Genomic DNA, 20,414 nt, shown 5'->3' on the forward strand with positions numbered 1-20,414 from the left:
ACTTTTTTCGTTTAATTTAGTCATGGTACAATCAGGTACATTTAGCTTACTGGGCCAAAAGCTCATCAATATCATTATTCACAGAGACGACGTAGCAAAAATAGCACCCATTAAAGAAGGAAGAGGCTGCGTAATTTATCTAAAAAACAAAGTTCCATACGCGGTGAGCGAAAGCGCCCGTGAAGTTTATAAGAAGTTGGACTGGATCGCGGCCTGAAAATCGAATCCGTTGTCATGAAAACAAGCTGAGGCTCCGAATTAACGCGGGGCCTTTTTTGTTGCGCCGCAGTGAGATAAATCCAATTTTCCCCGAACCCTCAGCCGCTTAACCGCGTTATACGGCCTAATGCTACGCCACAATTAATAATAATGTCCAAAAAAACATATTTTTTCCTGATCCTCATTTTAGGGAGTTTAACGGCGCTGGGGCCTTTCTCGATCGACATGTATCTTCCCGGATTTCCGGCCATAGCAAGAGATCTGAATACAACCGCTGCCAAAGTTTCGCTTTCGCTTTCTGGCTTTTTTGTGGGAATTTCTGTCGGTCAATTGTTGTACGGTCCATTGCTGGACCGGTTTGGCAGGAAAAAGCCACTTTTTATTGGCCTTTGCGTTTACATTATTGCCTCGATAGGCTGCGCAATGGCTGTTTCCATCAACGATTTGATATTGTTACGTGTCATACAGGCGATCGGGAGTTGTGCCGCCACGGTTGCTTCCGTTGCCATGGTCCGGGATCTTTTTCCGGTTAAGGACAATGCAAAAGTATTTTCGCTGCTTCTTTTGGTCGTCGGCGTTTCACCTATGATCGCACCGACGGTTGGGGGCTATGTTACTGATGCTTTTGGCTGGCATTCCGTATTCTGGATCCTGACCGGCATGGGCGTTGCGATCCTGATCGCCACTGTGCTTTGGTTACCAGATAGTTACAAGCCGGATAAATCACTTTCGCTGAAACCGAAGCCGATCATTATGAATTTTTTGCAGGTCGTTCGCGAGCCGCAGTTTTATACTTATTCGCTCACAGGCGCCATTGCCTTCGCCGGATTGTTCGCTTATGTCGCAGGTTCGCCGCTCGTTTTCATGGAAGTTTTTTACACCGACGGGAAAGTTTACGGCTGGATATTTGCGTTTCTTTCGGTCGGATTTATTGGTTCGAGCCAGTTAAATACATTGTTTTTGAGGAAATTCAGCAGTGAGCAGGTTGTCAACACCGCATTGATCTGCCAGGTCTTGGTCAGTTTTACATTTCTTGCCGCAGCTTTGGCAGGTTTTCTGACATTGCCGGTAACCATTGTTTTCCTATTCTTTTTCCTTTGCTGCATTGGCTACACTTATCCCAATGCCGCCGCACTTTCACTTGCTCCTTTTACGAGAAATGCCGGCAGCGCATCCGCATTAATGGGCGCTTTTCAAATGGGCGCGGGCACATTGATCTCCATTGTGATCAGTTTATTTGAGGTTCCTTCTGTTGTTCCAATGGTCGCTGCCATGGCCGGATCATCGCTTCTGGCGCTTTCTGTGCTGGTTTTTGGCAGACGATTTATCAAAGAAAAAGTGGAAGTGCAGCAAGGCGCGGATGCTGGCGTCATGCATTAAACCGGTTTTGTTGACTTTATTTGTGCATGGATTATTTCAAAAAGCTCCTCGATTTACTCAAAACAGAAAGAGAAGAAGACCGGCAATCTTACCAGCGGCTGATCGAAAGATCGTCTGTTTCTGAGCGTCGTGCCAGCGGGTTAAGCTGGTATCCGATCGCCATTCGCGGTTCCGAAATGAGCCGGGGTGATTATCTGGCGGTTGAGGTCGAGCGCACTACGCACCAGGATATTTCGCATCAGTTGCGGTTTGGCATGCCTGCCGTTTTGTTTTCCAATCATGAACCAAAAAAGGATCGGCTGGAAGGCATTATCACGCATCAAAGCGGAAACAGGCTGAAAATCACATTGCGCACAGACGAATTGCCGGACTGGTCGCGCGACGGAAAGTTGGGCATCGATCTGCTTTTTGACGACAATAGTTATGATGAAATGCAGGGTGCCATTAAGTCCGCATCTGCATTACTCGAAAATGAAAAAGAGGGGCGTTTGGTAAAAATCCTTACGGGAGAAAAAACACCGTCGTTCAATGATCAACTTCCCAAAATTACAATCCCTAAGCTCAACAATTCACAAAATGAAGCTGTAAATACAATCCTTTCGGCGTCGGATCTTGCCATTGTGCACGGGCCTCCGGGAACGGGTAAAACGACCACATTGGTTCAGGCGATCAAGACTTTGATTAAACAGGATCATCAGCAAATTCTGGTCGTTGCGCCTAGTAACACGGCTGTGGATTTGCTCAGTGAAAAACTGACTGATGAAGGTTTAAATGTGCTTCGGGTGGGTAATCCGGTGCGGGTTTCGGAGCGGTTGATGTCGCTGACATTGGATAACAAATTGTCTGGCCATACGCGTATGAAAGACATTAAGGCGCTGAAAAAACAAGCAAACGAATACAAAAATCTGGCACACAAATACAAGCGTAACTTCGGAAAAGCCGAACGCGATCAGCGGAAAGCGCTTTTTGACGAAGCCCACAAAATCATGAAGGAAGTGGGAAGCGTGGAGCAGTATGCGATTGAGGATATTCTGAGCAAAGCGCAGGTTATTACGGCAACATTGGTGGGTGCTAACCATTACACGGTCAGGAATTTAAAGTACAAAACCGTTGTCATCGACGAAGCTGGCCAGGCGTTGGAACCGGCTTGCTGGATTCCGATCTTAAAAGCGGAGAAAGTGGTGCTTGCCGGTGATCATTTCCAATTAGCACCAACGATTAAATCTAGTGAAGCGGCGAAAAATGGCCTGGCCACAACATTGCTTGAAAAATGCGTTTCCCTTCATCCAGAATCTGTGACTTTGCTGGAAGAACAATATCGGATGAACGAGGCGATCATGGGATATTCTTCCAAAGTATTTTATCAAAACAAACTCAAAGCCAACGAAGCAGTCGCGCATCATCTGGTTTTTCCGGCAGACCATGCATTGGCTTTCATTGACACAGCAGGCTGCGGTTTTGATGAAAAACTGGAAGGGACCAGCTCTACGAACCCAGATGAAGCTGCGTTTCTATTTAAACATTTGACCCAATATGTGACCGACTTGACGCAATCCAAAAGCTTCAAAACAGAAGAATTTCCAAGCATTGCGGTCATTTCACCTTACAAAGAACAGATCGGTCGATTAAAAGAACAATTGGCGCATAATGCGCTTTTGCAGCCATTTATCGCAAAAATTTCAGTAAATACAATCGACAGTTTTCAAGGCCAGGAACGCGACATTGTTTACATCAGCATGACCCGCAGCAATCCCGAAGGTGAGATTGGTTTCCTTTCGGACATTCGCCGGATGAATGTGGCTATGACGCGAGCGCGCAAAAAACTGGTGGTGATCGGCGACAGTGCGACCCTTTCCGGATTGCCTTTTTACGCAGATTTCATTTCCTATGCTGAGGGTTTGAATGCTTACCAAAGTGCCTGGGAGTTCGCGGATATCTGAGGACCGGAAAAATCTTGTTGGCTTTTAGATGCAACCCATTTATATTTAAACGCATCTTGGCAACAGATGGTCACATCCTCACGAACCCGGTCTCTCTATGCGCAAACATTACGTTTCTGTTATTCTTCTTTCCTTTCTGGTCATTGCGCATTGTTTCGGACAGGCTGGGTCGGCGAGTGGGATCAAAGGAATTATCAAGACCAAAAATGGCGAACCGCTCCCGTTCGCTGCCATTATCGTCAAAGGCACAGCCATCAGCACCATTTCTAATGAAGAAGGCCGCTATCAGCTCGATCTGAAACCGGGTTACTACGAGGTCATTTTTCAATATTTAGGTTTCAAAACAGGCCAGAAAGGCTTCACGGTTGAGAACAAAATGGAAACGTTCGACCTCACCATGGAAGAGCAGGCGCTTAATCTTGGTGAAGTGCGCATTGGCAGTCGCGATGAGGATCCTGCCTACACCATTATGCGCCGCGCGATCGCCAAAAGCCGCTATCATTTGCTGCAAGTGGACAGTTATGTCGCCAAGGCTTATTCCAAATCTTCGGTTGTGATCACAGATTTGCCTTTGGAATTTTTGTATAAAAAGGAATTGAAGGAAGTTGAAAAGGAAACGAACTTTAAAAAGGGCGTCCCGATCCTGAATGAAAGTGTTTCCGAGGTCACATTCAAGCAGCCTAACACGTACAAACAGAAGGTTATAGCCGCCAGAAACAGCCAGGACAAGGATTTTGCCAATCCCAATGCTTACTTACTGACGAGTTTTTACCAGCCCGAAGTTGTGAAAGCCGTTTCTCCGCTTTCTCCCCGAGCATTTGCTTACTATAAGTTTGAATATCAAGGAGCTTTTCGTGAAAATGGCATTGAAGTAAATAAAATAAAAGTTACTCCGCGCTCTTACGGCGAAGGCGTTTATAAGGGAACGATCCACATCATTGAAGACGAGTGGAGCATTTACAGCCTTGATCTGACGACGGTTAACACCGGTTTTACGATTGATATCAAGCAGGTTTACAGCCCGGTTCAAGGCGTTTGGATGCCGGTTAATCAGCAGTTTCATGTGCAGGGAGGCATTTATGGGTTGAAGGGGAAAGGTGATTTTGTGATCTCTCAATCGTTTTCAAACATTAAGATTAACCCAGCATTCAGACCTGATATCGTGGTTGTGGATGATAAAAAGCAAAAAGACGAGGCAAAAAAGGTTAAGCTTTCGGGCAGGGAAATCAAGACGCAGAAGCTGGAAGAAGTTGTTAGTAAGCAAAAGGAATTTTCTGCTAAAAACTTGCGGAAGATGATGAAAGAATACGAAAAGCAGGATTTGAAAGCGAAGGAGGAGAAAGGAGAGGACATTGACCTCAATTTTACCAGAAATGACTCAACCGTTGTCGATTCCATGGCGAGCATGCGCAGCACGGCATTCTGGGATTCCATCCGAACTGTGCCGCTCACGACCGCAGAAGTAAAAAGTTACACGCGGCTGGACAGCATTGTTGTCGTAACGAAAGGCACGCAGGAACAGAAAGACAGTTTGAAAGTCACGAAATCCGACACGACTAAAAAGAATAGAAAAGGCGGCGGATTGGGTTTTATAGGCGATATTTTTACGGGCCACAGTTTTAGTTTAGGCAAAAGGAGTCCCTGGCGCCTGGATTATGTGACGCCGCTGCTTGGCGCGCAGGTTAACACGGTAGAGGGTTTGGTTTTGAATGGGGGAGGGTTGAAGCTGCGCTATAATGGCGGCGGTAAGTCGAAAAAGCTGGATAGTTTGGAAATCGGTTCTGCTGACATAAAGCGCTTTTCCACTTCGCAAAGGCAGGAATTAGCAATCAATGCACTGACGCGTTACTCTTTTGCAAGGCAGAAGCTAATGTTCTACGGCGGAGTTGATTACGGCTGGAAACGCAATAAAATCAATGTTTCCGGTGGGCAAACCGTTTCGCAATTTAATGTTGAAAACCCGATGCACCCGCTTTTGAACTCGCTAACAACATTGTTTTTGGAGCAGAACTTTATCAAAGTTTACGAAAAGAATTTCGTCCGGCTGGATTTTTCAACAGACCGTGAAAACGAACATTTCGAGCTAAAAGCGAACATTGAATACGCAGACCGGAGCCCGCTTCAAAACCTAAGAAACCTCGGACCTTATCGCTGGATTGATTGGAAGCGCAGGGACTTTACTTCAAATCATCCGTTTACGATTGACGAGAATGGCGAGTCAGGCAAGTCATTCACTGAAATGACGGCCCACCAGGCTTTAACTATTGGGATTACGGCAAACTACAAACCCTGGCAGAAATACAGGACAAAAAAGGGAGAAACGACCTATTATAATGACGATTCACCGAAACTGTCATTAAACTATCGCAAAGGGATCAATAATGTGTTCAGCAGCGATGTGGATTTTGATCTTTTGCAAATTGGCATTGCGCACGGATTTGAGACTGGAATCAGGAGCAAACTAAGCTATAAGCTGAGTGCCGGAAAATTCCTGAATAGCCGCGAGGTCCGCTATCCTGATTTTCAACATTTTGCAGGCAACCGCTTCTTTTTTCAGCTGGGTGACCCGGTAGGAACATTCAGGATGCTCGATTATTACCGTTACAGCACTTCTAACCAGTTTTTTGAAGCCCACGTCCTCAGTGAACTCCGCAAATTTCTGTTAACCCAAATCACCTGGTTCCGCATTCTTGGCATCAAAGAAAACTTCATGCTGCATTATCTGGCCACCCCGGCTTCCAACAACTATACAGAACTGGGCTACGGCCTGGATGTAGGCATCCGATTGCCGTTCCGGGTGGAAGTTGTGAGTAATTTTGAAAGTTTCAAGTATAAAACGACGGTGTTTAGGATTGGGACTACGATGAATTTTAATTTGGGTAGAAATTAGAGTTCGGTCAATAGAATTTCAAACGAAACTCTATTGACCGAACTCGAAAAGCTTCTGGGCGATTTCGTCAGCAGATGGCAACATTGTTTGATACATTTTCGGTAAATGGTGTGAAGTGTTATAAGTCGCAATTCCGATCGGCTGGCCTGCACTTTTTAACGAATATTCAACAATGGTCCTGTCTTTGCTTTTACAAATGATGATTCCAATCGATTCATTTTCGTGCGGCAGCTTTACGGTGTCATTCAAAACAGCGAGATAAAATTCCATCTTGCCTTTATGCTCTGGCTCGAAATCGCCGATTTTCAAATCTATGGCGATGAGGCATTGTAACCTTCTGTGATACAACAGCAAATCTACCCAAAAGTCTTTTGTGTTGACCTGAATGCGATATTGATTGCCGATAAACGAATAATCACTTCCCATTTCCAAAAGGAATTTCCTGATGTTTTTGACAAGGGCCTGTTCCAACTCTTCTTCCGAGTGCTCATTACCAAGATTCAGAAAGTCAAATGTGTAAGCATCCTTCACTGCAAGGAGTGCTTGCTTGCTGATTTTCTCAGGTAATGCTTCGTCAAAGTTCGTTTGGTTCAGCAGATATTTTTCGAATGTCTTGTTTTCAATCTGGTGGATCAAAACGTTTTTCGTCCAGCCATGCTTCTTGGTTGCAAGAATGTAAAATTGCCTTTCCTGACTGTTCTTGCATTTAGATAAAATGGTCGTATGCTTGCTCCATCCAATTTCTCCAGCCAATGGCTGGAGATTTATATCTGACTGGTAATCAGTGTAAAATTGCACCATATACCAAATGTTCGTGGTGGAGAATCCGCCGATTCCTGGGAACTCCAACTGCAACTCTTTGGACAGCTTCGGAACAATGGATTTGCCCCAACTTTCGGATTGCTTTTCGGCAATGGACTTTCCGATTTCCCAATAAAGATTGATTAATTTAATATTGACTTCCCTAAGCGCTTCATACTGCGCCTGCCTGATTTTTTCTTTGATATTAAGAATGAATTCCTTTTCGAGTATGCTCAAAGCCATGACTGTTGGTTTTATGATTTGAGGTTTAGACGTCGCCACAAATCATTGGTCACACTTTCATGAAAAATTTTTTCGTCTGATCTTTCTCTTGCTATCTTAACCCCATTCAAATCTCTTGATAAATATTAAAGCATTTCGCAGGCAAGCCTGCAATTCCCATCTAGGCAAAGCATGGGAGGAAATTTATTGCTTAATATTTATCAAAAGAGGAAATGAAAGAAATACATAAAATTGCCGTCCTCGGAGGCGGTGGCAGGACTGGTTATTATCTGGTTAATCAGTTACTTGAACAAGGTTTTCAATTGAAATTGCTGCTTCGAAAACCAGAGACTTTCCAAATACAAAATCCATTAGTAGAGGTTGTCAAAGGCGACGCAATAGACGCAGAAATCGTTGAAAGGCTGTTGGAAGGCTGTGATGCTGTGATCAGCACGGTTGGGCAACGAAAAGATGAGCCGCTTGTAGCGAGTCAGGCGACAGCGAACATTATTAATGCAGTTGCTAAGCGGCAAAACAACGCGGAGAATTTCAGATATATTTTGTTAGCAGGCCTAAATGTCGATACGCCATTTGATAAAAAGGGCATTGAAACCCAAAAGGCAACGGATTGGATGAAGGCAACTTTTCCGGATATTCATGCAGACCGGCAACAATCCTATGCATTGCTTGCAGAAAGCAGGATTGCCTGGACAATGGTGCGCGTTCCGTTTACTGAATTTGTCGAAACGAAGGATAAAATTATGGTTAGTCTGGAAGATTCGCCGGGAAGTAAAATTAGTGCAGCGGATATCGCAACCTTCATGATCAGGCAGTTGACGGATAATGCTTACATCCGAGAAGCGCCGTTCATTTCGAATTGACAAAATCTCACTAAGGATGTCAGACTTTCCAGGCAGGTCAAAGTGCCCTGCTTGGAAAGTCTTCTCATTTCAAACCAACGCCTCCCACAAAATCTCGGCCGGATGCATTGCGTGCCTGCCGGTTCCGTCGTGGATCTGGTGGCGGCAGCTGGTTCCTGGAGCGGCGATGATTACTTCTTCGGGTTGCTGGCGAACGGCAGGGAAGAGGACGAGTTCACCTATTTGCATTGAAATGTCATAATGCTCTTTTTCGTAACCAAATGATCCCGCCATGCCGCAGCAGCCGGATGGAATCAGCTGAACATTATAGTTTTCAGGCAGCGAAAGCATTTTTTTGGTTGGTATCATGCTCGAAATGGCCTTTTGCTGACAATGTCCGTGCAATTTGATCAGTCGCTTTTCTTTGGTAAACTGGTCTTTTGATATGTGCTTCAAGTCAATTTCTCTCGCAATGAACTCGTCAAATTGCAATGCGTTTTGCGCGAGTTTTTTGGAATCTTCCACAAGTTCATCGCTAACGAGATCCGGATATTCGTCGCGGAATGTAAGGATCGCGGATGGCTCAATGCCTACGAGCGGCGTGTCGTACGAAATAATGTCTCTCAGCAGCTTAATGTTCTCCTCAGCAATCTTTTTGGCATCTTTCAAAAGTCCTTTGGAAAGTTGTGGCCGGCCCGAAGGCGCGTGATTGGGGATAATCACATCATAACCCAGCTTTTCAAGAGCCATAATCGACTTTTTGCCAATTTCAACATCATTGTAATTGGTAAACTCATCGCAAAAAAGATAAACGTTTCCTACCTGTCGAATGGCTCGTTTTGCGTTGATCATACCACTTTTTCAAAGTCGTGCTATGCAGCAGCGGCATAGTCCGTTCGGGATGGAAGCCGACAACGCGATTGGCAATTTTACGCAAAGGCGCATTTTTGAACACCAGATTGTAAGCCCAGGGAACATAACTCGCTATGCCGGTCATTTTTGAGAAATTTCCAACCAGCCAAGAACGCATCGGAATGCCATTCGCATCGTGATATTGCTGCAAAAACTCCATTTTCAGCTTCGCCACATCCACATTTGATGGACATTCACCTTTGCAGCCCTTGCAAGCTAGACAGAGGTCGTAAACTTCTTTAATCTCTTGATTATCAAATCGGTTCTCTTTGGGAGAACGCGTTAACATTTCGCGAAGAATGTTGGCGCGGGCGCGGGTTGTGTCTTTTTCGTTGCGCGTTGCCATGAAACTTGGGCACATGGTTCCGCCGCTCATTTGCGTTTTGCGACAATCGCCTGAGCCATTGCATTGCTCGGCATGCTGCAAAATATCCTGATCCTTAAAACGGAAGTAAGTTTTGAATTCAGGCGTTTTCTGATCGGCTTCGTAACGCAGAAACGTGTCCATAGGAGCCGTATCCACGATTTTTCCGGGATTGAAGATGTTGTTCGGGTCCCAGGTTTTTTTGATTTCCTTAAAAAGCTGGTAATTATGCTCACCGACCATTTTAGGGATAAATTCGCCTCTCAATCGCCCGTCGCCATGTTCCCCGGAAAGCGATCCGTCGTATTTTTTTACCAGTTCAGCGATTTCCTCAGCAATCATTCTGAATTGCTTGTGACCTTCGCTCGTTTTCAGGTTAATGATCGGCCGCAAGTGAATTTCACCCGTTCCGGCATGTGCGTAATGCACGGCGGACATGCCATGTTTTTTCAGAATTTCGTTAAAATCCCGTATATAATCAGGCTGATCGTAAACGTCCACAGCCGTGTCTTCAATCACCGCAACCGCCTTTTCATCGCCTGGAATGTTGCCCAGCAAGCCCAAACCAGCTTTTCTTAACGACCAGATTTTCTTCGTGTCGTCTCCAAAAAGCAGCGGATAATGAAATCCGATGCCCGCTTCCTGCAATTCTTTGGTCATTTCGGCCGAAAGCGCTTCAACCTCTTCTTTTGTTTCCCTGGACAAATCCACAACCAAAATGGCAGGGAATTTTCCGTCGGGTTTATTTTTTACAAAAAATGCGTTTTTCTTCTGCTCAACATTCGTAGCCGCACATTCCAGCACATAATCGTCAATGAGCTCGACGGCATGCGGCTGGTATTTTAATGTTAAAATCGTCGCCCTTAGCGCTTCGTCGATTGTGTCGCAATGCACGCAAACCAATCCCTGCGTTTTAGGTGGCAGCGGCACAAGATTCAACTTTATTTCAGTCAAAAAGCATAATGTTCCTTCCGAACCCGCGATCAGGCTGCACATATTGAAAGGCTGCACGCGCTCGTCGGTGGCTTCCACAAAAGGCTCTGTATGCAGAAGCATATCCAATGCATAACCCGTGTTCCTTCTGCTAATGCTTGGTTTTGGGAAGTTTCTTCTATTATTTCTGACTGGTTGTCAGGCGATTGCAGGATTTCGTTTGTTTTAAGATATATTTTGTCCAAAAGCGTTGCACTTCCGTTTTTCCGCGTTGCATCTGAAATCAGGTTTTGATAATCACCGTTTTTCAAGCTTTTGAATTCCACTTCACTGCCGTCCGCAAGGATTGCTTTTACTTCCAGCGTATGCTCACGGGCGCTTCCGTAAACGATCGAATTAGAACCGCAAGAGTTATTTCCAACCATTCCACCAATCATCGCGCGATTAGCTGTCGACGTTTCCGGGCCGAAGTATAGTCCATAGGGTTTCAACGCCATGTTCAGCTCGTCGCGCACCACGCCGGGCTCAACGCGCACCCATTTTTCGGCCGCATTGATCTCAATGATTTTTGTAAAATTCCGTGAAACGTCCACCACAATGCCATTGCCCACAACCTGCCCGGCAAGCGACGTTCCGGCCGTCCGCGGGATCAGCGAAATGTGCTTTTCTGTGGCGTATGCAATCAAAGTTTTAATGTCAGCGATCGACTTGGGCATGGCGACAGCAAGCGGCATCTCGCGGTAAGCGGAGGCGTCGGTTGCATATAAAGTGCGCATGGTGTTGTCGAAATGCAGTTCACCTTCAAGTTGGTTGGCAAGAAGACTTAAATCAATGTTAGTTACTGAAAGCGGCGTGGTCATTGTATTATAAAAGCGGAAAAATAGATCTCAAAGTTACGAACAACCAACAAGGATTTCCAGCAAAATATTCATGGAAGTGTTTATAACAACGCGGTGAAAAAATTAAACTTTAATTAAAAAAGTCACCGAAACGGCTATCTATTGTACTTCTCAAATATGGCGTTTGGACTTTAATTGGATAATATAACTTTTTTGCTTAAAAATTGATTTCTTTAAGCAGATTTCAGAATTGCGTTATTGTATTATCAGAACTATTTATATTATTTTGTATGACCGTTATTGAATAATTGTAACTTTTTCGCAGATTAATTTAGTTAAAAGGCCATTTCCCTCATCCTAAGGCACTTTTGATGATTATAAAGCTGGAATGTTAAAATGATACAAAAAGCGGTGACCAGATTTAACAATTTACTTAACAGACCTATGATGAATTTATCCTTTCATGTGTTTCGTCGACATGATTCAAGCAATGCAAAGAACGTTGCGACGAAAGAAAGATTTGCAGGACAAGGCACAGGGCTATTCGCCATCCTAATGATCTTGATTGGCTTAACAACAAATGCTTTTGCACAAGATGTGAATGTATCCGGGAAGGTTACAGACGCAAAAACGGGTGGCGTTCCAGGTGTGACCATTACCATTAAAGGAAGCACAAAAGGAACCAACACGGACGTTGACGGAAATTATCAGATCAGCGTACCAGGCAATGCAACATTGACTTTCAGCGCCATTGGATATGAGACGCAGGATGTGGCGGTTGGCAACAAATCAACACTTAATGTTACACTTTCTGAGGATGTTAAGGCTTTGGAAGAAGTCGTCGTAGTGGGTTACGGAACGGTTAAGAAAAAGGATGCAACCGGTGCCGTTTCTGCTTTGGGCTCGAAAGACTTCCAAAAAGGGATCGTAACTTCTCCTGAGCAGCTTATGCAGGGACGCGTTGCGGGTGTGCAGATTACACAATCCAGCGGTGAGCCGGGCGGTGGAATCAACGTGCGTATCCGGGGAACGTCGTCTGTTTTGGGTGGTAACAACCCTTTATTTGTAATTGACGGTGTGCCTTTGAGTGGAGATAACACTTCATCGGGTGGTGATAACCAGGGTGTTGGCCGTCAGCCAGCGAAAAACCCGCTTAACTTCCTTAACCCGGACGATATCGCGAGCATGGACATCCTTAAAGATGCATCTGCAACAGCGATCTACGGTTCACGCGGTGCGAATGGTGTGGTTTTGATCACAACCAAAAGAGGAAAAGGCAAAGGTGCATTGGACTACGGATATTCATTGGGTATCAGCAACATTACCAAGAAATATGACCTTTTGAACGCAGCTGAATACAAAGCAGCAGGCGGACAGGATCAGGGATCAGACACAGACTGGCAGGATTTGTTGTTCAGAACAGCACTTACACATCAGCACAACCTTTCTTATGGCGGCGGTGACGCATCAGGAAACTATCGTTTCTCATTGGGTTACATGAACCAGGATGGTATTGTGGAAACATCTAATGTTAAGCGTTACAGTGTTGGTTTCAGCGGAACTAAGAAATTCATCGGTGATAAATTGACGATCGGAAGCAACCTGAACTTTGCAAACACGCAAGATACAGGTGTTCCAATTTCTGAGAACATTGGTTTTGAAGGTGATTTGATGGGAAGCATCCTGAAAGCAAACCCTACACGCCCAGCGTACAGAGGCGATACATTGAACCAGTCTACAACTACTGAGCCTAACCCGCTTGCATTCGTGAAATTGTCACAGGATAAAAGCAACACGCTTCGTGCTTTGGGTAACATCAACGCAGAACTAGAAATTTTCAGCGGCTTGAAATTCAAAACTGTATTGGGTTTTGATAAATCAATGTCTTCAAGAAAACAAGCTTATTCAAGAGATCTGGTTGTTGCAGGTATTGGTGGTATTAACGAAGCAGACAAAATTGGCCGCGTGTATATTCGCGATGTGGAAAGTAACAACCAGTTGATGGAAAACTACTTTACATATGATAAGGAGATCGGAACGGTTACATTGAACGCCCTTTTGGGTTATTCTTACCAAAGCTTTGAAAGCGGAAGCAAAAATGTAGCGGCTGCCAACTTCCGTACAAATGACCTGGATCTGATGATCAACAACCTGGGTATCGCCGGAACAGTTGCTGTTAAGGATGCAACATCGCTTTCAAGCGTAGGTTCGGTTATTCAAAATTCGAGCTATGTGAAGGATGAGCTTCAATCTTACTTCGGTCGTGTTAACCTTGGTTTTGGAAGCAAATACTTGTTCACGGGTACATTGCGTGTCGATGGTTCTTCCAAATTTGGTGGGAACAACAAATACGGTTATTTCCCATCAGGAGCATTCAAATGGAAATTGGTTGAAGAGGATTTTATTCCTAAAACTGTTTTCACAGACCTTTCTCTTAGAGTTGGATATGGTGTAACGGGTAACCAGGCAATCCCTCACAACGTTTACGACAGACGTGACCGTTACAGCGATTACGCGATCAACCAGGGCGCTGATAACATTACAGGTGGTGGTTTGAACGCAGTTGCATTTAACAACCCTGATTTGAAATGGGAATCAACTGCTGCATTTAACTTCGGTCTTGACTTCTCCATTCTGAAAGGCAGATTGAGCGGAACAGTGGATCTTTATAACAAAAGCACAAAAGATCTTCTTTTCAAAGTTGTTGCTGCTCAGCCTGCTCCAAACCCATTCGTTTATCGGAACCTGGATACAGACATTCAAAACCGCGGTATTGAATTGGCATTGACGGGTGTGATCGTAGATGGCAAGAAATTCTCGTGGGAAATGGTGTTCAACGCATCTTACAACAAGAACCTTGTTAAAAACCTGATCGGAACATATGATACAGGTGAAATCAACGGACAGGGTCTTTCAGGTGCATTTGCACAGCGTTTGGCAGAAGGCCAGCCTTTGTTCGCTTACTTCCTTCGCGAGTTCGGCGGATTTGATGACAACGGAAACTCACTTTATCCAGCTGGTGACTTCCAGACATTCCTGGGTGGCAAAAGCCCGCTTCCAAAAGTTAATGCAGGTTTAACCAATAACTTAGCATACGGAGCGTTTGATATGAGCCTGTTCTTCAATGGTGTTTTTGGTCACTATCTGTACTCAAACACTGCGAACGCATTCTTTACACAAGGTTCATTTGCAAATGGTCGTAACGTGACAAAAGATGTGATCGGCAACGGAGAAGGAGCTTTGAACGCGCCGGACGTTTCTACGCGTTTCCTTGAAAAAGGTAACTTCGTTCGCTTGCAAAACTTGTCAATCGGCTATCGCGTTCCTATGAAAGCGAACAAAGTGTTGAGCAATGCAAGAGTTTTTGTTACTGGTCAGAATTTGTTAACTTTTACAAAATATAGCGGTCAGGATCCAGAGGTTAGCACTAACAAGTCCCTGAACGATATTCCTTCATTCGGAATCGACTATACGGCTTATCCGAGAGCAAGAACGTGGACAGTTGGTGTTAATGTTTCATTCTAATTCAAATTCATTATAAAATGAAAACCAGTCAGATATACAAAATAATGGTTACAGGGGTTTGCATGGCGACGCTGTCGGCCTGTACTGACCTTGTGAACGACGAGAAAGACTCAGTGGTTAACGAAGTTGTCGACGGCGGATTCGCCCCGGTGGATGTGGTGGAGTCGTTATCATCTGCGTATAAGGATTTGTCTACTTACTCTGACCAGGCCGGTATTTATGCGCTTGGGGAGCATACAACTGCTGAAATGATCCCGCCAACACGTGGTGTTGACTGGGGTGATAACGGGGTGTGGCGGACATTGGATCAGCACACCTGGGATGCGTCTCACTCTTACATTCTGAGTGCATGGAACGCATTGAACCAGCGCGCTTACAAGGCAACTGAGATCCTTGCTTCAAACCCAAATGCAACTCAGAAAGCGGAAGCACAGTTTTTGAGAGCTTACAATATGTATTGGGTTATGGACTATTGGGGCGTTGTTCCTGTCCGCGAGGTAACTCAGGGTGTGAATGACCTGCCAAAAGTTTTGAGCCGTTCAGAAGCATTTGATTACATTATCAAGGATTTGGAAGAAGCCCTTCCTAACCTGCCAAAAAAAGGCCCGTCTATCGGAAATGGAACGGCTTCAAAAGCAGCTGCAAACTTCCTTTTGGCTAAAATGTATCTGAACAAAGCAGTTTACAAAGGTGCTACACCAGAAGGTCCTTATACATTTGATAAGGCTGATATGGACAAAGTGGTTGCTTACGTAGATGCAATTACGGCTGACGGTTATGCATTGGAAAAAGATTACTTTTCAGCATTCTCTTCCGCTGCAAAAACAGAACCGATTTTCAACGTGCAGGAAGGAACGGCGCAAAACCGCTGGATGATGACTTTGCACTACGGTCAAAACCCATCAGGATGGAACGGATTTGCGACATTGGCAGATTTCTATGACACTTTCGAAGCAAAAGATACGCGTATCGGAAAGCCTGCTAAGAAAGACGGAACAGAATTCTCGGGTATCAGCTACGGCTTCCTGATCGGTCAGCAGTATGACGAAAAAGGAAAAGTCATTATCGATACACGTACGCAAAAGCCATTGCAATTCACAAAAGATGTGCCTTTGGCTGGTGCTGCAACGGATAAAGGGATTCGCGTTATCAAGTATCACCCTGCAAACTCTGGAAAATATCTGCTTATGCGTTACGCAGAGGCTTATTTGATGAAAGCAGAAGCGATGATGAGAGGCGGAAACGCAGCTGGTGCGCTAACCCAGGTTAATGCATTAAGAACATTGCGCGGTGCAACAGCATTGGCATCTTTGACAGAAGCCAACCTGTTTGACGAGATCGGTCGCGAATTGTACTGGGAAGGTTTCAAAAGAACTACTGAAATCCGTTTCGGTAAGTTTACAACCGGCACAGGAACATCCGTTAAAGATCCTTACACAGTGCTTTATCCAATCCCGTCTGCTGCCTTGGTTTCCAATGCAAACCTTGTTCAGAATCCAGGATATTAAGACTCAAATCATATTCTTTGACAAAAATGCTCGATCATTTCGGGCATTTTTGTTTTATTATTGGTGTACAAATTGACTCAATGTAATGACCCGTTGCTTACTTTTATTTTTAGCGTTCTTTATTTCTAATTGTAGTTCAAAAGATTCCTCAGATCAGGCCGCAGATGCGCTTTTTCAAACATTAAAGGACAATGAAGCGAAAATTGTCATGTCGATCGATGGGAAAGAATTTTATCCAGAAGAAAGCGTTTTCACAGGGCAGGTGCTGATGTCGGATAACATGATGAATGTTACGTTAACGGATCAGTTTGAAGGGAAAACAATTATCAATCTGGGTGGGGAGAAATGGTTTGCTGCAAAGCCGATCACAAAAGCAATCACTGCAAATGGAGCAGTTGAGACAAACATTAAAATGGGAAAGATCATTGATAAAATCAACATGATCGGTGAAGGTTACATGATGGCCGAGGGCGAGATTACCGCAATAGCATTTACAAAAGACAAGATGGTTTTCAGGATCAAAGGGAAAGTTGGCAGATACAGCGACTTCCAGCAGCCTGACAAATATTTACCCGCGGAAGGCTTCATTGTTTACAAAAAGCCAGCCGTTAGTTTAGGGAACATTACTGAAAAAGAAGTTTTCAGCTCCTCGATATCGAATTAAATGATCACAAAATATAAAGGCACCGTGCACGCGGCAGCCGTTTTTACATTTCTTTTCCTACTATTTTCCTGCAAGAATTCAAGCAAACCGGACGGCTTATTTGAGGAAATGGATGCTTCGGCGACCGGCATCGATTTTGTCAATAAAGTGGAAGACAAAGAGGATATCAACATCTTCAATTACCGGAATTTTTACAATGGCGGAGGCGTGGCAATCGGAGACATTAACAATGATGGCTTGCCCGATATTTACTTCACCGCCAACATGGGTGATAATAAGCTTTATCTCAATAAAGGAAACTTCAAATTCGAAGACATTACGGATAAGGCCGGCGTTGCAGAGCCGACTAAATGGAGCACGGGTGTTGTCATGGTGGACATTAACGGTGATAATCTGCTGGATATTTATGTCTGCAATGCGGGTTACCAGAAGTTTGTCAACAAGCAAGGCAACTCTCTTTACATTAATAACGGCGACCAGACATTCACCGAATCGGCCGCGCAATATGGCCTGAACGAAACGGGTTACACCACACACGCAGCATTTATGGATTATGACCTTGACGGCGATCTGGATGCCTACATTCTCAACAACAGCTTCATCCCGGTAAACACGCTCAATTACGCCAACGACCGCAATATGCGCGCAAAAGACTGGCCGGTAAAGGATTTTCTCAAAGGCGGCGGCGACAAATTATTGCGAAATGACAACGGGAAATTTGTTGACGTAAGCCAGGAAGCAGGCATTTACGGCAGCTTGATCGGGTTCGGACTGGGCGTGACCGTGGGCGACATTAATGGCGACCAATATCCGGACATTTACATTTGCAATGATTTTTACGAAAAGGATTATCTATATATCAATCAAAAAGACGGCACATTCTCCGAAGAACTTGAAAAACGTGTAAAACATACGAGTTTGGCCTCAATGGGCGCGGATATGGCCGACATTAACAACGACGGATATCCCGAATTGTTCGTCACTGACATGCTTCCACGCGATGAATATCGCTACAAAACGACCACTTCTTTTGAAAACCATTATCTCTTTAATCTCAAAAAAGAGAAAGGTTTCCACAATCAATACATGCAGAATAGCCTGCAATTCAATAATCAAGACGGCACATTCAGTGAAATTGCGAATTACTCCGGCGTTGCTGCCAGCGATTGGAGTTGGGGCGCGTTAATGTTTGACGCCGATAATGATTCCAAAACAGACATTTATGTATGTAACGGCATTTATCACGACATTCTGGATCAGGACTTTATCGATTTTTTTGCCAATGAAGTGACGCAGAAAATGGTGATGTCGGGCGAGAAGGAAAATATGCAGAACATTATCGACAAGATGCCTTCGAATCCCGTTCCCAACAACTTTTTTCACAATGAAGGCGATTTACAATTTAAGGAACGCGCCGAAGAATTCGGGTTGGGGGAGAAGTCGTTTTCCAATGGTGCGGCTTACGCGGATCTGGACAATGATGGCGATCTGGACCTTGTGGTGAACAATGTGAATCAGAAGTGTTTTGTTTATAAAAATAAAAGCGAAGCGAAGGCTGAAAAAAACCATTATATCAAGCTCAAACTGGCGGGCGAAGGCAAAAACACTTACGCAATTGGTTCTAAAATCGAAGTTTTTGCAGGTAAACAGGTTTTTAGCAAACAAGTTAATCCGGCGCGGGGATTTCAGTCAAGCACGGAATATCCGATCACGATTGGATTGGGGAAAATCGCTTCCATCGATTCCATTCGCATAATTTGGCCAAACAGAAAAGTGACCAGCCATCCGAAAGTTGCTGCGGATACGACGCTCAACTTTAAGATCAATAACTCCGGAGGCGACTTTGCAAATCCCGCTCAGTCAAAAACAATGTTGCTTACTCAGGTTTCCAGCGATGGTTTTGATGCGCATCAGGAAGACAAATACGAAGATTTTTATCACGAGCGAAACATTCCAATGCTGCTTTCGCAGGAAGGACCGAAAGCCGCGATAGGCGACGTGAATGGCGATGGGCAGGCGGATGTTTATGTCTGCGGCGCGAAAGGGCAGGGCGGGCAGTTGTATTTGCAAAAGGGCGGTTCATTCGTAAAATCAACACAAAAAGTCTTTACGGATCTCGCTGGATTTGAGGACACTGCCGCAACATTTTTCGATGCCGACGGCGACGGTGACCTTGATCTTGTTGTGGGAAGTGGCGGAAATGAAACATTGGTAACCAGCCCCGACTTGCCAACCCGCCTTTATCTGAATGATGGAAAAGGCAATTTTGCGATCAATACGCGCGCGTTGCCGCCGAATTCCATGAATACGGCCGTAATTGTTGCGCACGATTATGACAATGATGGCGATATTGATCTTTTCGTCGGAAGCCGCAGTGTGCCGCGCGAATACGGGTCGAGCCCGAGAAGTTATCTTTACCAGAATGACGGAAAGGGCGTTTTTAAAGAAATAGGGACGACCATTGCGCCGGAACTGGCAAAACTCGGCATGGTGCGTGACGCTTCCTGGGCGGATGTGGATGGCGATAAAGTGAAAGAACTGATCATCGCAGGCGACTGGATGGCGCCCGTCATTTTAAAATACAATGGTCGAAAATTTGTGAGAATGACTTCTGGTCTGGAAACTTACGCGGGTTTCTGGGGATGCCTGAAAGTGGCGGATATGGATGGCGACGGTGATCAGGACATTGTTTTTGGCAACATTGGCGAGAATTTTACACTGAAAGCATCGGCAAATGCGCCGCTAAAAATCTGGATCAATGATTTCAATAAAAACGGGACCATTGAAAAAGTGGTGACCAAAACGGTCGAAGAGCGTGATATGCCGATTTTACTCAAACGCGAATTGACCACGCAGTTTCCGTTTTTGAAAAAAGAAAGTCTGAAACATTCCGAATATGCCAATAAATCGGTGCAGGACCTTTTTCCGAAGGATCTGATGAAATCTGCGGTTGAGAAATCGGTGAATTATCTGAAATCCGCGGTGGCTGTGAATGATGGAAAAGGGCACTTTACATTAAAAGAATTGCCACATATGGCGCAGATTTCTTGCCTGAATGCCATTGAAAGCGCCGATGTGAATGCCGATGGCAAACCAGACCTGATCGTTGGCGGCAATTACACGCATTTCATTCCACAGCTCGGCGCTCTCGATGCGTGTCGTGGTAATGTGCTCATCAACAAGGGGAATATGCAGTTTGACCTGCTCCTAAGCAATCAAAGCGGCTATGCCGTCGACGGCGAAGTGAAGCAGATTAGTCCAATCAACATTCAGGGCGCGCCTTACCTGATCAATCTGGTGAGCAATGCGAAGCCCGTTTTTTTTAAGATTAATAAGCCGCAACCGGCCAATTTATAG

10 protein-coding genes and 1 pseudogene are annotated in these 20,414 nt (G+C 44.8%); 9 read left to right on the plus strand and 2 right to left on the minus strand.

The window, feature by feature from the left end:
* The first annotated feature begins 22 nt into the window (after nt 1-22).
* From AC0IYG_RS10380 to AC0IYG_RS10395, 4 genes are all read left to right on the plus strand, one after another.
* On the plus strand, nt 23-217 hold the full coding sequence (locus AC0IYG_RS10380; RefSeq protein ID WP_471711018.1) for a hypothetical protein: 195 nt from the start codon (nt 23-25) through the stop codon (nt 215-217).
* 152 nt (nt 218-369) lie between these two features.
* Nucleotides 370-1,599 carry a multidrug effflux MFS transporter gene (locus AC0IYG_RS10385; protein WP_471711019.1) on the plus strand — a complete coding sequence of 410 codons (1,230 nt, stop codon included), beginning with the start codon at nt 370-372 and terminating at the stop codon, nt 1,597-1,599.
* A 26-nt stretch (nt 1,600-1,625) separates the two neighbouring features.
* Nucleotides 1,626-3,539 carry an AAA domain-containing protein gene (locus AC0IYG_RS10390; protein WP_471711020.1) on the plus strand — a complete coding sequence of 638 codons (1,914 nt, stop codon included), beginning with the start codon at nt 1,626-1,628 and terminating at the stop codon, nt 3,537-3,539.
* 97 nt (nt 3,540-3,636) lie between these two features.
* Nucleotides 3,637-6,429: a DUF5686 and carboxypeptidase regulatory-like domain-containing protein gene (locus tag AC0IYG_RS10395; RefSeq protein WP_471711021.1), complete on the plus strand. Its 2,793-nt coding sequence runs from the start codon at nt 3,637-3,639 to the stop codon at nt 6,427-6,429.
* A 30-nt stretch (nt 6,430-6,459) separates the two neighbouring features.
* Here the strand turns inward: AC0IYG_RS10395 and AC0IYG_RS10400 are convergent, their stop codons facing one another.
* Complete coding sequence (locus tag AC0IYG_RS10400) at nt 6,460-7,473, minus strand: PDDEXK nuclease domain-containing protein (RefSeq protein WP_471711022.1); 1,014 nt, start codon at nt 7,471-7,473, stop codon at nt 6,460-6,462.
* Nucleotides 7,474-7,685: 212 nt separating this feature from the next.
* Here AC0IYG_RS10400 and AC0IYG_RS10405 point away from each other — a divergent pair, with 212 nt between their 5' ends.
* On the plus strand, nt 7,686-8,333 hold the full coding sequence (locus tag AC0IYG_RS10405) for an NAD(P)-dependent oxidoreductase (RefSeq protein WP_471711023.1): 648 nt from the start codon (nt 7,686-7,688) through the stop codon (nt 8,331-8,333).
* A gap of 69 nt (nt 8,334-8,402) precedes the next feature.
* Here the strand turns inward: AC0IYG_RS10405 and AC0IYG_RS10410 are convergent.
* Nucleotides 8,403-11,381, minus strand: a pseudogene (locus tag AC0IYG_RS10410) (FAD-binding and (Fe-S)-binding domain-containing protein).
* 423 nt (nt 11,382-11,804) lie between these two features.
* Between AC0IYG_RS10410 and AC0IYG_RS10415 the strand changes: the two are divergent.
* The 4 genes from AC0IYG_RS10415 (at nt 11,805) to AC0IYG_RS10430 (ending at nt 20,414) form a co-directional block, all read left to right on the plus strand.
* Nucleotides 11,805-14,885: a SusC/RagA family TonB-linked outer membrane protein gene (locus AC0IYG_RS10415; RefSeq protein WP_471711024.1), complete on the plus strand. Its 3,081-nt coding sequence runs from the start codon at nt 11,805-11,807 to the stop codon at nt 14,883-14,885.
* Between the two features lie 17 nt (nt 14,886-14,902).
* A complete protein-coding gene (locus tag AC0IYG_RS10420; protein WP_471711025.1) occupies nt 14,903-16,393 on the plus strand; it encodes a RagB/SusD family nutrient uptake outer membrane protein in 1,491 nt (496 codons plus the stop codon).
* Nucleotides 16,394-16,478: 85 nt separating this feature from the next.
* Nucleotides 16,479-17,057 carry a hypothetical protein gene (locus tag AC0IYG_RS10425; protein WP_471711026.1) on the plus strand — a complete coding sequence of 193 codons (579 nt, stop codon included), beginning with the start codon at nt 16,479-16,481 and terminating at the stop codon, nt 17,055-17,057.
* Nucleotides 17,058-20,414 (plus strand): VCBS repeat-containing protein, encoded by a 3,357-nt coding sequence (locus tag AC0IYG_RS10430; protein ID WP_471711027.1) that lies wholly within the window; start codon nt 17,058-17,060, stop codon nt 20,412-20,414.

Source organism: Dyadobacter sp. AC419 (assembly GCF_979253085.1).